Annotated in this window: 11 protein-coding genes and 1 pseudogene; 5 read left to right on the forward strand and 7 right to left on the reverse strand. The window is 67.0% G+C overall.

Features of this window, described 5'->3' with window-relative positions:
- Nucleotides 1-73: 73 nt before the first annotated feature.
- Entirely contained in the window at nucleotides 74-1,018 is a 945-nt protein-coding gene (locus H537_RS0117980) for a tripartite tricarboxylate transporter substrate-binding protein (RefSeq protein WP_238446721.1), read from the forward strand.
- 80 nt (nucleotides 1,019-1,098) lie between these two features.
- On the opposite strand, the pseudogene H537_RS56535 reads toward H537_RS0117980, so the two are convergent.
- The 3 genes and pseudogenes from H537_RS56535 to H537_RS49450 all read right to left on the reverse strand — a co-directional run bounded on the left by H537_RS56535 (nucleotide 1,099) and on the right by H537_RS49450 (nucleotide 5,450).
- Nucleotides 1,099-4,042: pseudogene (locus H537_RS56535) on the reverse strand (Tn3 family transposase).
- A gap of 170 nt (nucleotides 4,043-4,212) precedes the next feature.
- On the reverse strand, nucleotides 4,213-4,644 hold the full coding sequence (locus tag H537_RS43960) for an RES family NAD+ phosphorylase (RefSeq protein WP_051242917.1): 432 nt from the start codon (nucleotides 4,642-4,644) through the stop codon (nucleotides 4,213-4,215).
- A gap of 44 nt (nucleotides 4,645-4,688) precedes the next feature.
- Entirely contained in the window at nucleotides 4,689-5,450 is a 762-nt protein-coding gene (locus tag H537_RS49450; RefSeq protein ID WP_156901810.1) for a hypothetical protein, read from the reverse strand.
- A 758-nt stretch (nucleotides 5,451-6,208) separates the two neighbouring features.
- Between H537_RS49450 and H537_RS49455 the strand changes: the two genes are divergently transcribed.
- Nucleotides 6,209-6,613, forward strand: a complete 405-nt coding sequence (locus H537_RS49455; protein ID WP_051242920.1) for a hypothetical protein — start codon at nucleotides 6,209-6,211, stop codon at nucleotides 6,611-6,613.
- Between the two features lie 354 nt (nucleotides 6,614-6,967).
- Here the strand turns inward: H537_RS49455 and H537_RS0118010 are convergent, their stop codons facing one another.
- From H537_RS0118010 to H537_RS0118020, 3 genes are all read right to left on the reverse strand, one after another.
- Entirely contained in the window at nucleotides 6,968-7,228 is a 261-nt protein-coding gene (locus H537_RS0118010) for a hypothetical protein (RefSeq protein ID WP_028998963.1), read from the reverse strand.
- Nucleotides 7,225-8,199 carry a universal stress protein gene (locus H537_RS0118015; RefSeq protein ID WP_084150787.1) on the reverse strand — a complete coding sequence of 325 codons (975 nt, stop codon included), beginning with the start codon at nucleotides 8,197-8,199 and terminating at the stop codon, nucleotides 7,225-7,227. Before H537_RS0118015 ends, H537_RS0118010 begins: the two co-directional genes overlap by 4 nt.
- A 76-nt stretch (nucleotides 8,200-8,275) precedes the next feature.
- The gene (locus H537_RS0118020; protein ID WP_028998965.1) at nucleotides 8,276-8,698 is read right to left on the reverse strand and encodes a GreA/GreB family elongation factor; all 423 of its coding nucleotides are present in this window, start codon (nucleotides 8,696-8,698) and stop codon (nucleotides 8,276-8,278) included.
- A gap of 441 nt (nucleotides 8,699-9,139) precedes the next feature.
- Between H537_RS0118020 and H537_RS0118025 the strand changes: the two genes are divergently transcribed.
- Entirely contained in the window at nucleotides 9,140-9,745 is a 606-nt protein-coding gene (locus tag H537_RS0118025; RefSeq protein ID WP_156901811.1) for a hypothetical protein, read from the forward strand.
- Between the two features lie 80 nt (nucleotides 9,746-9,825).
- On the forward strand, nucleotides 9,826-9,957 hold the full coding sequence (locus tag H537_RS56300) for a hypothetical protein (RefSeq protein WP_259375235.1): 132 nt from the start codon (nucleotides 9,826-9,828) through the stop codon (nucleotides 9,955-9,957).
- Nucleotides 9,958-10,232: 275 nt separating this feature from the next.
- On the opposite strand, the gene H537_RS0118035 is transcribed toward H537_RS56300, so the two are convergent.
- Nucleotides 10,233-11,186 carry a hypothetical protein gene (locus H537_RS0118035; RefSeq protein ID WP_051242922.1) on the reverse strand — a complete coding sequence of 318 codons (954 nt, stop codon included), beginning with the start codon at nucleotides 11,184-11,186 and terminating at the stop codon, nucleotides 10,233-10,235.
- 164 nt (nucleotides 11,187-11,350) lie between these two features.
- Here H537_RS0118035 and xseA point away from each other — a divergent pair, with 164 nt between their 5' ends.
- On the forward strand, nucleotides 11,351-13,021 hold the full coding sequence (gene xseA, locus H537_RS0118040; RefSeq protein ID WP_043459133.1) for an exodeoxyribonuclease VII large subunit: 1,671 nt from the start codon (nucleotides 11,351-11,353) through the stop codon (nucleotides 13,019-13,021).
- Nucleotides 13,022-13,079 lie beyond the last annotated feature (58 nt).

Consider the following 13,079-nt stretch of genomic DNA (forward strand, 5'->3'; position numbering starts at 1 on the left):
CAACACATATCCGGAGACAAGACATATGCGTCGAATCATTTACCGCGCCAGTGCCATCACCCTGGCCGGATTCATGGCCATGACCGGTCAGGCTGTGCGGGCCGAGTTCCCGGAAAAGCCCATCACGCTGGTCGTGCCGTTCGCAGCCGGCGGGCCGAGCGACAAGATTGCCCGCGACCTGGCCGAAGCCATGCGCAAGCAGCTCGGCAACCCGACGATCCTGGTCGAGAACGTCGGCGGCGCCGGGGGCACGCTGGGCGCGGCCAGGGTCGCCAATGCCAAGGCGGACGGCTACACGCTGCTGGTGCACCACATCGGGTTCGCGACGGCACCGACCCTGTACCGCAAGCTTCCCTACAAGGGAATCGACGATTTCGCCTACCTTGGCCTGATCAACGAGGCACCTTCGACGCTGATCGGGCGCACCAATCTTCCGGCCAAGAGCTTCGCCGACCTGCGCAAGTGGCTCTCGGCTAACAGCACCAAGGTGAATCTGGCTCATGCCGGGGTGGGCTCGGCCTCGCACCTGTGCGGGCTGATGCTGCAAAGCGCGCTGAACCTGCAGTTGACGACCGTGCCCTACAAGGGCACCAGCCCGGCCATGACGGACCTGATGGGCGGGCAGGTGGACCTGATGTGCGAGCAGGCCACCAACAGCGTGCCGCAGATCGAGAGCGGCAAGGTGACGGCCTACGCCGTTACCAGCGTGCAGCGCATGAAGCTGCCGGCGCTCGCCGCCGTCCCGACGCTGGCCGAGTCCGGCCTTGCCGATTTCAACGTCGCGATCTGGCACGGCCTCTACGCGCCCAAGGACACGCCGCCCGCGGTCCTGTCCAAGCTCAACGGTGCACTGCGCGCCTCGCTCAAGGACCCGGACCTCATCAAGCGCCAGGAGGCGCTGGGCATTTCGGTCGTTACGGATGGACGCGTAGAACCGGCCGGGCACAGGAAGTTCGTGGAGGCGGAGGCGGCTCGCTGGTCCAAGGTCATCAAAGCGGCCGGCGCATACGCCGACTGATGCACACGCACAGGCAGGTGCACATGGGTTCTGTCCTGTGCCCCGCTGTCGTGCCAGTACAACCTTGCGCGAGCCAGCCGCTACCTGAGCTTGAAACTGGCCGCTTCGCCACTGTTCTCCCGCAACAGCGACTCGGAGAATTTTTCGACTCCAAAGCGCATGGTGCCGCGGAAGTTGATGTGCCTGAAGTGAGCCGGCCCGATACGCCGTAGCCAATCGTCCTCGATGCGCATGCCGCTGCCGCGCAGTGCAAGGACCACGTCGTTCATGCGCTGGATATTCCAAGCTATCACGACATTCGAAATCAGACTGTGAGCACCCGAGATGGCGCGCAGCTCGTCGGGACGCCGGCCACGCTCGGGTGCGATCGGGCCGCTGTAGACCGCGCGCTGGAGCTGGTGCACGGATTCCCCCCGCGAGAGCAGCGTGTGGATCTCGCGCCGGAAGTCCGCCACGGCGAGGTAGTCGCACAAAAACACCGTACGAAGCAGCCGGCCCAGATGCTCGGCGGCCCGGTGCACGGGGTCGCCCCGGGCCGCTGAGCCGAAGCGCTGCATCACCTGCGCCGCCGATACCCGGCCGCTGCGAATGGACGCGGCCAGGCGCAGCAGCTCCGGCCAGCCACGCTCGATGGCCTTGAGGGAAACGCGTCGCTCCGTCACGGCGTCCAACTCTTCGGGGATGAGGTACGGCCTGGGCAGAAAAAGTTTGCGCTCGGCCAGGTCGCGCAGGCGCGGACACAGATCGAACCCCAATAGCTTGGCGACCCCCATCGCGGCGTCCGTCCAGCCGTGGGTATCGCACGCAACCAATGACAACCGAATGCGGTCCTCGACACGGTTGTGCTGCTCGACGCCCTCGATGGCCGCGCCGGCCTGGCGCTCGTTGAGAACAATGGGCTGGTCGTAGACGATGCCCCAGCGGTCGCGCAGGTGGGTGTAGATGCCCGCGGCGTAGGTGCGCCGACGCGGATCAACGCGCGCGTTCCAAAGATGCCGTGACGCGTCGAGGGCGAGCATGTCGCTCGACGCCTTGTCGCCGTCGCCCCAGAGTGCTGCGAGCGGTATGCGGCTCTGGAACTCGGCCACGCGCTCGTTGGCTCGGCGCAGCCGGCCACTGCCTTCGATGGCGCGCATGGCCACCAGAATCTGAGCGGCATCCAGCCCTGGAATCATATGCGCCACGCCCCGGGCATCGAGGTCCATGCCGTGCGCCAGCAGCGCGCCATACACCGCGATGAGCTCCTGCGAGGAGGCTGCCCGGTGCCCCAGCAGCGCATCGCTGAAGTTGGTGGCGGCGTCCACCTCAAGGATGAGGTCGGGCAGTTGGACGTCGCCGATGCGCTGGTAGATGGCCTCGCGCATGCGCACCGGCTCGCCATCATCGGGCAGTGCCGCCAGGGCCGGCAGGTGCAGCATGCGGTCCGCGCCGATCTCCACCTTGCCCACGCGCAGCGCCTGCACCAGGGCCTGCATGCCCGCGTGGATGGCTGCAACCAGCGACATCAGCAGCGCGTCGAACGACCCCGGCACGCCCAGCAGTTCCACATGCTCGCGCTGCTGCAGCGCCCACTGCTGTGGCGGGATGAGCAGTTGCTCTCGGCCCTGGAAGCTCAAGGAGTGGTCTATCCAAACCGAGCCGCGGCGCAGACTGCGGCGCAATGCCAGCATCGTGCTGGCCTCGAAGGCACGCCAGCCCGCCTTGCGGTCCGACTGCTGCACCAGGCTCTGCCAGGCCGCCCCCACGTCCGGGATCTCGTCGCGCCCGACGCCCTCGCGGCCGACCCGGGCGCGCAACGCGGTCCAGGCCTGCCATTGCTCAATGGCCGGCATCCTTGGCCCTCCCGTGAAACTCCAGCCCGGACAGGACATCGAGGCAGGCATGGACCCGGGTCGAGTCCTCGGCCAGCGCCTTGCGCACGCGCGACGCGAAGCTGACCGGTACGGCATCGCCGACCGCGGCCAGCAGCTCCTGCGCTTTCAGCACCCGTTCCTCCCAGGACTTGGTGCCGTCGTGGAGCACCGCCTTGGCCAGCGCGGCCTGCCGCAGCTGGCTTGCGCTTTCCCGGGCGTGCCGGGTGTGAGCACGCTCGGCCGCCGAGCGCACGAGTTGCTGTGTGCGCCGGCTGGCCAGGTGCAGTGCCGTGTCAGTGAACTCCAGCAGCGTCACGCGCAAGAAGCACACCACCTCGACAAGTTGCGCGGCAAGCTTGATGTCGCGGGTCCTGTAGGGCCGCCGGGCCTGGATTTGTCGCGCATAGGCCTGCTGCCGTGCCAGCACCACGCCCGAGAGATCCCATTCGTGCACGCCAAGCGCCCTCAGGTAGCGCACCTTCTCCATCGTCTCGGCCAACGTCGTGGGACTGTGGCGCCTGGGCGGCGTCTTGAGCCACTCGATGCGGCTCACGTCCGTGCCGGGCCGTGGAGCATGGACCGTCAGCAGCAGCCTTGCGGCATTGGCGCGGCTTACAGCGTCGGCCACGCAGATCACGATTTGCGTCTCGATCTTGGCAAAGGCATCCCGTGCCCAGTCCAGCAGCCGGCGGGTCGAGGGAATCAGGATGCGGCGGGTGAATAGCCAGTGCCTGGCTACCTGTATCAGGTCATCGGTGTGCGCGGCATCCTGCGCCTGCACCTCCAGTGCTGACACGAGGTCGTGCTCCTGCGTGGCATCGAGTTCGGTGAGCCCGAGATATTCCTTGGCCCAGCGCTGGTGGGCGACGAGGGTCTGTTTGCGTCTGTAGATCGACCGCAGGCTGGCGATGGACGGGGCCGTCACGCCAAGGGCACCGGCCGCGTAGCGCAGCAGGTTGCGCGGCAGGACGGTGAAGCCGTCCAGGGGACGCCCGGCCAAGCGCATGAACAGCACCATCAGCGCCGCGGCCAGCTGGTGCGCCTCCCGGAAGTGCTCCTTCACAGCCTCGGCATCGGCCTTGGTCAGGGAGAAGAAGTGCTCCCGGTCGAAATCGCTCAGCCGCCCCGGCAGGCAGTCGCATCCAACGAAGCGGTCGGCAAAGGCGGACATCGCTGCCTCGGCGCAAGAAGTGGGACGCCGACTCTACTGGGTGGAAGTGAGCGCTGCTATCAACCAGCCGGTGGCGTCCGGGATGTGGAATAAGAGGTTTCCCTTATTCTGGCGCTCGCACCTGGACGTAACCACAAGCGCACCGATTTGCACGCGGAGTCTGTCCACCCCTAGATGCCGTCGAAGTCGTATGGGTGCGCGTAGATCTGCTGGCTCCAGCGCTGGGGGATGTCGTAGGGCCAGAGGGCCGAGAGCGCGGCATCCCCGCCGGCCTTGAGCAGACTCGCCCCCGTCATGTCGGCCAGCTTCAACACCTGTCCTGGCACGTCGTCGAACCGGACAATCCAGCGCGCGTTGAACCGGGTGCGCTCCACCACGAACTGCCCGTTCACCGCCGAGACATCATGCAGGAGCGTCTCGGCCAGCGCGGTGGAGAGATCGAAGCCGAGATAGCACGTGCCGTAGGTGCAGCCCGGGTCGTCGAACCGGTGAAGGCCCAGCCTCCCGAAGTAGGGCTCGCCGGAGTTCCTTGGGCCGCTGCGTAGCAGCTCGGAGGGCCGTACCTCCTTGGCTTTGATGTCGAGCTTGCTGAAGACCGGCAATGGGAGCTGAAGAACACTCGCAGGAGGCGGGGTGCCGGACCTCGTCATGCTTGGGCGTACCCCTTGGCCGTGCGCACCACCATCTCCAGCTTGCCGTTGGCCAACGCTTGCAGCGGGGTCTTGTCTTCCAGCGAAATGAATGGGGTCCTGAAGAAAGCCAGCTTGGCCCCGCCCGGCAGGTCCCCCAAGGCCCTGGAGACCGCTTCAACCTGCTTGCGGTCGAAACGCGGATCTGCCAGCCAAGCCGGGAAGTACTGCTTGAGCTGGTATTCCACGTAGAACATCCGCTTGGCGCCCAGCGCCTTGCTCAGGGCTTGCGTGGTGCAGCCCAGCCGCCTGGACAGTTCCTCCCGGCTCACGAGCTCGCCGCTGTCGATCATGTGGCGAAGGCCTACATCGGCTTCGCGCTCAGTTGCTTGTACGAGGGCCTCGGTTTCCTGTGCTGAAGCCTCCTCGACCGCGGCCGTGTAGGGTTGAGCCAGCCTGGTCTGGACAATGTTGGCCGCGGCGGCCATGCGCCGCGCCTGACGCAGGGCGGTACGCTGGCGCTGTAGCGCCAGCTTTGCCGGCTGGGTCTTCAGATGCCGGATGACCGTTCCCATGGGCATTTTCTGAAGCTTGACTGCGGCCTGCTCCAGCACTTCGAGTGTCTCGAAGAACTCCGTGATCACGAGAGGTTCCGCGGATTTGGCCTTGCCCGGGGCGCAGGCCTGCTGCGCGCGCTTGACAGGCGGTTTGGCTGCTGCGGCAGAGGCGGTCGCATGTACCCGCCGGCTGGTCTTCGTTCCTGGCGTTGCAGCGGCCATGAGAGTTCTCCTTCAAGTAGGAACAATTTAACCACAGAAACCTAAGAAACTTCAGAAACCATTTAAGCATTCCCTACTGCGGCCGTTCCCTTGTGAACGCGAGCGCCGAGGTAGCGCCCGGGAACTCTCCCCTTTCAGCGCGGCGGTGCGCCAGTTTGAGCAGTCACGCTGCAGGCAGGAGACGGGCTTGCATCTGTTGTTCGAGACCGCGCGGCTGCCGTTCTCCTCGCCTACTTCGGCTCAGCTGGAACCGCTCCACATGCTGCGCGGCACGGGGGCGCGTCTACCCCAGGCACTGCAGCGGAACGTGCGCCGTGACCATCAACGCGGACGCCGTCACAAGGCGCTCCCGACCATGCACGGCAGCTGCTGCGCCAGGTCTCGCGCTGGCTGTCAGGCCGAGAACTGGTGATGGTGGCCGATTCGAGCCTCTCAGCACTGGAGTTCTTGAGCACGCTGGCGCCGCGGATGGGCTGCATCACACGGCTGCGCCTGGATGCGCGGCTGTTTGCCCCACCGCCGCCACGCAAGCCCGGACGCCCCGGGCGTCCGGAGCTCAAAGGCCAGCAGCTGCTTGCGCTGGCCAGCAAGCTGAGCAACACCGGCACACGCTGGCAACGCGTGATGGTGCCGGGCTCACGGCACGCCCGATCGAGATCGTATCGGGCTGCGCGGTGTGGCAGCACTCTGGGCTGCCGGTGGTGCCCCTGCGCTGGGTACTCATGCGAGATCCGTAGGGGCGCCTCGATCCCCAGGCGTTGCTGTGCACCAACCAGAACATGACGGCGCTGCAGATCGTGACCTTCTTCGTTCGGAGGTGGCAGTTGGAGACCACCTTCGAGGAGGCCCGCCGCCACCTCGGGTTGGAGACGCAACGGCAGTGGAGCGCGCTGGCTATCGCCCGCACCACGCCGATCCTGCTGGGCGTGTTCTCGTCGGTGACGCTGCTGGCCAACACGCTGGTGTGCAACGGCACCCTGCCCATGCGCCAGGCCGCCTGGTACACCAGGACCATTCCGACCTTCAGCGACGCGCTCGCAGCAGTCCGGGCGCACTGGTGGCGGGCCATCGGTTTAGCAACGTCCCGGCGCGAACGCGACATGATCAAAGTCCCGCGCAACGTGTTCCGCCGCCTGCACGAGGCGGCTTGCTATGCCGCGTGATGGCCAAAGTCGAGTTCAGTTCCCGTCACCGACACATGCTGCTCGGCGAGGACAGGTGTCTACGCGACGGGCGAAGCCGTCCGTCCGTTGCAGGGCGCGCCTACGCGACACATCGCTGATGTGTCAGTCCACGAGCCGCCTCGTTGCAGTGACCTTTCAGTCACGGTCAGTTGCGCCGTGATGCGGCGGAGCGCGAAGAACAGGCGCTGGTAGATTGGATCGCTGATCGGCGAGGAGGGATGGCCGAGCTGCGCGCGACGTACGTCGAGCCTGTCTTGAAGATCCCGCTGGTGTCGGCGCAGCTGAGCCAGCCAGTGGAGATCGGCTGAGTGTTCAAGGGAGCTTCGACGCTTCTCATCCATGTTCGGTTCCTTTGCTTGAAAACGAAGGGATCTTCCGAGCTTCGGCGAACCGACTCGGGCCCGTGGCCCACGGCGGCATCGCCAACGCCGCAATGCGCAGCTGGGCGTTGACCAACGCACCTGGCGTGGCCAACATCGCACTCACGTTGAGTCGGTGTTCGCGCTCCGCGGCCTCGAGGATGAACCAGGCCAGACGGAGATATGGCTCCACCTGCGAACGGATGACGTGCGTCATCGACATGAAATTCGTCATGAAGCGCTCCTTCGTTGGTGCTGACCGAACAGGGGCACAGCGTCGCTTTGGCCGGTGCTGCGTGCGCCCGTGACATGACGGGGAGCGCTCGCGGCGGGGATGACGAGAACGTCGCACGGTGCCTCCGACACCGCTCGGTTTGCCACACTGCCCAACAGGAAATCGGCGATCGCGGAGCGGCCGTTCTTGCCCATCACCACCAGGTCCGCCCCGATCCTCTCCTGCGCCTGCAGGGTCAGGGGCACCGGGTGGCCGTGTTCCACCGACACGTCGACTCGAATAGGGTTGAGGGACCCTGCCAGCGAGCGCAGCCGGTGCGTGCTGTTTCGTCGGTCTCGGTCCTCGTATTCGCGCACGAGAGCCGGCGGCACGTCGGCGCGCAGTCGCTCCGCGGGATGGCTGCTCAGTGCGTGGAAGAGATGTATCCTCGCGGAGGACGCAAGCGACATGGCGGTCTGCACGACTCCCTCCGAGGTCCGCGTGAAGTCGACCGCAATCAGAACCTTGAGGTAGCGGCCTTGCACGCGCCGCTTCACCACGAGCACGGGCGTGCGCAGCCGTCGCGACAGCCTCTCGACGACTGTCGGGAAGAAGAGGTCCTCCACCCGCTTCCGGCCGGACGCGACCACCACGAGGTCGGCGTCATGCGCGTGCGCGCGGACGCGCTTCAGCGAATCGCCCACCTGCACCTCGGTACGGACATGCACGTCATGCCAGTCCGCGAGCTCGGATGCATAGCCGCCCAGGACGGCGTGCGCCTGTGCGACCTGTTGCTTGATGACACTCGACGTCGAATGCGTGCGCCAGCGTCCCGCCTGGAAGGGATCGACGACGTGGAGCAGGGTAAGCCGCGCCTCGTGCTGGGCGGCGATCGAGGCCGCCCGGCGCACCGCGTGGCGCGAGGCGAAGTTCATGGCCACAAGGATGGATGTGAACCGAGTCATTGCATTCCTCCGATGGTGAGATGGCATTCCTCGTATGCCGATCGAACGTACGTGCTCATCGCCGCCCGACGGGCAGCGTCACGCAGCGCGCAAGGGGGTAGCGCTACGACGTGTAGTCGCCGCAGTCCTCGGGCTGGAAGAGCCGCTCGGTCACCCGGGCCGCAGCCTCCTTGCCGTTCGGCAGGCGCCAACGTGCGAAGTCACCGACACGCAAGCCGAGCACGGCCGCGCCGACTGGAGACAGCGCCGAAACGAAGCCCGCCTGCGGGTCGGAATCCGACAGATCGCAGACGGTCAGGCGGTACCTTCGGCCAGTGGCGTCGTCCGTCAGTTCGACGTGCGAGTACATCGTCACCATGTCCGGCGCCACTTCGCGTGAAGACACCAGCTGCGCGGTGTCGAGCATGGCGTCGATGGGGCACTCGGACCGCGGCCCGTCGTGCGGGCTCCTACTGCGCACGAGGCGCGCAAGGCGAACGTGATCCAGCTCGGTAAGCGAGCGGTCGTCGTAGGTCAAGACCTCCATGAGGCCCTCCTGTCGCAAGGCGGCGAGCCACTGCGGATCGCATACGCTCGCCAAAGCGCTGGGCGAGGGGCCCGGCGATCGAAGCGTTGCGCGGAAGGTGGAGGTCGATCGCCGGGCTTAAGGAAGTGCGGCCGGCTGGAGGAGCCGCGCCGCGCGCGCGGTGCTTGTGCGCAGCACTCGCCCCGACGAACGCGCCCAAAGGGCGGCTCGCAGGAGGGTGCACGCTTGCACGGGCGTGGACGCGTTGAAGTTCATACCTGGAAGCATAGGCCAAGGCGCGCTGCGCGGCCACGTCACATGGCACTTGGCCTCGTCGTCATTGCCGATATGCATTCGCCCCTCTCGTCCTGGGGAGCGGCCATTTTTGGGGGCCAAAACGATCCTCCAGTGTCGTTATCGCCAAGAGGAAGATGTCCAGAACTCCGGTTGCTGGAGGCCGACATGCGCATCGCTATCCAGGCAGTGATCTCTGACGTCGACGGTCAGGAGCCACGTACCAAGGACATCGGCGTCTTGGAGTACGACGCCGAAGCTTTGCCTGCTTCGGGGCTTGGGCTCTTCATCGGAGAGGCTCACCAACTACTGCGGCAGCTGCAGACTGTTGTCCTGCGCGAGCAGGTTGCTCAGTTCCTGGAATGCACGTCCCGGTGCCGACAATGCGGCTCGCGCTTGGGAGTCAAGGACACCAAGACCATTGTCTACCGGACGGTCTACGGCAAGGGCCACCTGGACAGTCCTCGGCTGTACTCGGCTTGTGGACGCTGCGGCACCCATATCACCCCGGCCCGCAGCTTCAGCCCATTGGCCGATGTGCTACCTGAGAGGACGCATCCGCAATGGCTTTGGCTGCAAAGCCGGTACGCAGCCGTGATGTCGTACCGGCAGGCGCAGACCTTCTTGCGCGATGCGTTCCCGGCAGGCCGCAGCCTGCCGATTTCGAGCATGAAGGTCAATGTCCGGCACACCGGCCAGCGCTTGGAGGCAGAGATCCAACCGGTGGCCCGGAAATTTGTGCGTCGGCCTCGCGGTCACGGCGGCCAGCCGTAGAACAGCAACCGGCGCAGGGACCGCAGATCGAGCTGGCCGTTGACGCCGGCTACATCCGGGCGTTGCCCGAAAAGGAGGGCGTGCGCAACTTCGCCGTCGTGGCTTCGAAGCTGGTGCAGCCGGTGGCTTGCCATGGGTACACGCACGTCTACGCCAGCGGCTCCGACCCCCACCAGGGCGTCAAGGAGCGGGCCCTGGGGACTGGCCAGTAACGGGGGCGCCAGCCCTACGCGGCGTGTGGCGCGGTCCGGGAACGGTGCCCTGACGCAAGACGACGCTGAGGCGTTCAAGTGGTACCGCAAAGCGGCCGGTTAAAGTAATCCGGTTAAAGGCTCATTTCCTATAAATAGGCCAAAAATTAAGTCGACTGCTCACACCCAGCCAATCCAGTTCCGCCAGCACCAAGCCTAAGTCGCTGGCTTGTGCATCCTGCTGCCGCCACGTTCAAAGCAATCGTGCCGGTCGATGCACGCCGACCGCGCCAGCCTCAACGGCTCACGGCCACGATGTCGAGCTGCTGACCCGCCACGCAGCGCAACGCCCGCTCGATAGCTGCATCGATCCAGGCTGCCTCATTGCCGAACACTCCGCCACCCAGCCGCGTGAGCAGGACGCGACGTGAGGCGCCGCGGCCCGCGTTGAGCACGCCGGTCAGTAGCGTGGCTTCGTAGGCGGCCTCCAGCACCAGCCGCGCCAGCGGCTCCCATGCTTGGGCTGACGGTCGGCCATAGGCTACGGGCATTGCCGAGCAGTACGCCTGGCTGACGAGCGGCCCGGGCGCTTGCCGTGCATCCGTAACCTCGACGTCCCAGTGCAGTCCGATGCGCAGCAGCCCACGCAGATGGTCGATTTCCGCCTCACTGGCTGCCACCAGCTGTCGCGACACCCGCGCCAAGCCTTCGGCGCTGCCCAGCGCGTAGCCATTGCGCCAAGTCCATAGCGGCTGCTGGCCATGGCCCAGGGCAGTGCCCAAGTCGGCCAGCGTATCGATCTGGCACCCGGCTCTCTGCCCGCGGCCGCCGGCCAGCGGCACCAGGTAGTTGCGGTAGATCGTCGCGGCACCGGCGGCTATCGCACAGGCCGGTCCCTGGGTACGGTCCCATGCGTAGCCGGTCACGCCGTCCTCGGGGCTGATGTCGGGGCCCACCATCTCCAGCAGGTTGAACTGCGAGGCGACCTGGATGAGCGAGCCTTCCTGCTCGGGTGCCAAGTGCAGTTCGCGGATGTCGCCGCGCACCAGCCCGGGCACGAGGGCGGGGCCGTCAGGCTGCACGGCGGCGCGCGCACGCAGCTCGGCCAGGGAGACAACCTCCAGCCGCCCCATGGCCCAGCGCCGCCCGGCGACCTCGTTCACCAGGGCGTCGCCATCAACCTGCAGCCTCGCCTGGGTGCTGGCGTATTCCTTTTCCCCGAAACCCGTGATGCGCTCGAACCAGTCCAAGATTCCCCTCCCCTTTCGCATGTGATGCCGCCATCTTCCCGCAGCACGGCACGGGCATCGAGGCAGGAACACGAGCGGGCATCGCTCTGCGCGTGCCGCTGACTCCATGGTGGCCCGCGCCAGACCACGAGATGGGATGCAGCGACTGCTAACCTGCGGGCCGCATGAACACCACCCCGGCCACGCTGACCTACCTCGACACCGCCTTCAAGGACAAAGACCGGGTCAAGGCGCTGGGCGCGCGCTGGGATCCCGACGCGCGCCGCTGGTACGTCCCCGTGGGTCTCGACCTCGCACCGTTCGAGGCTTGGTTGCCGGCACAGCTGCATCAGCAGGCGGCGCCCGCAGCACCGGCCGCCGCCACTGCCGCCACCGAGCTGGCGGTACCCAAGAGCATCGCGCTGTCGCAGCTGATGAAGGGCGTGGCCAGCGCCGTGGCGCAGGCCTATCGCAGCGGCGTCTGGACGCGCGTCGAGGTCAGCCGCGCCGACACGCGCGGCGGCCACGTCTACGTGGAGCTCGCCGAGCGCGACGCGCAAGGCGCTGCCGTGGCGCAGGCCCGCGCCATGATTTGGGCGTCCACGGCGGCCGTGATCCTGCCGGCCTTCGAGCGCGCCACGGGCGTGGTGCTGGCAGCGGGCATCAAGCTGCTCGTGCGTGCGAGGCCCACGGTGCACGCGGTCTACGGGCTGAGCCTGGAGATCGACGCCATCGACCCGGAGTACACGCTGGGCGACCTGGAGGCACGCAAGCGCGAGATCCGCGAGCGGCTGCAGCGCGAGGGCGTCTTCGACGCCAACCGGCGCTTGGCCGCGCCGTGGGACTTCAACGCGGTGCTGGTGGTCGCCCCCGAGGGAGCGGCCGGCCTGGGCGACTTCCACGCCGAGGCGCAGCGGCTGCAGCGCTTCGGTGTGTGCCGCTTCGTCTACGCCCACAGCCGTTTCCAGGGCGAAGGCGCCCCGGCGCTGATCCGAAGCGCGCTGCTGCACGCGCTCGACAACTGGGAGCCGGGCTCCATGCCGGACGCGGTCGTGATCATCCGCGGCGGCGGCGCAGTCAACGACCTGGCCTGGCTCAACGACTACACGCTGGCGCGCTGCATCTGCGATCTTGAGGTACCGGTGCTCACCGGCATCGGCCACGAGCGTGACAGCACCGTGCTCGACGAGGTGGCGCACCGGCGCTTTGACACGCCCTCCAAGGTGATCGCCGGCATCGAGCAGCTGATCGCCCAGCGGGCCCGGCGCGCCCGGGAGCATTTCGAATTCGTGGTCCACACGGCGCGCCACCAGTTGCAGCAGGCGCGCCAGGACACGGCACAGGCCGTTGCGCACGTTCGCCTGCAGGCCGTGCAATCCGTGCGACTGGGCCAGCAGCAGTCGCACTCGCTGCTGGGCGAGGTGCGCCACCAGGCCGCGGCCCAGATGGGCGCCGCGCGCCAGGCGGCGCAGCTTCAGATCGTGGACGTACTGGCCCAGGGGCGGCACGCGCTGCACACCGCCCGCACTGGAACGCAGGCCACCCTGGATGGTGTGCTTGAACGCGTCGCGGTACAGACTGCCCGGGCCCGCGACAACACCGGCCGAACCATGGGCGAGGTCGCCAACGGCGCACGCCGGACGCTGCTTAACGCCAAGCAGAAATCCCAAGCGCTGGTGCGCGAAATCACCGGCCAGGGGCCGCACAAGACGCTGGGGCGGGGCTTTGCCATCGTGCGCCGCCCTGGAGGCTCACTGGTCACAGGCGTGTGCGGTATCGCCCCGGACCAGGACCTCGAGATCGAGTTCCGGGACGGCACCGTGACCGCCCGGACGCTGAAGAAGGAACAAGAATGAGTGCCGAGACCTTCCGCGAGAACTACGAGATCCTGCAGCGCCACGCGCAGACCCTGCG

The sequence above is a fragment of the Azohydromonas australica DSM 1124 genome (assembly GCF_000430725.1).
Classification (GTDB): domain Bacteria; phylum Pseudomonadota; class Gammaproteobacteria; order Burkholderiales; family Burkholderiaceae_C; genus Azohydromonas; species Azohydromonas australica.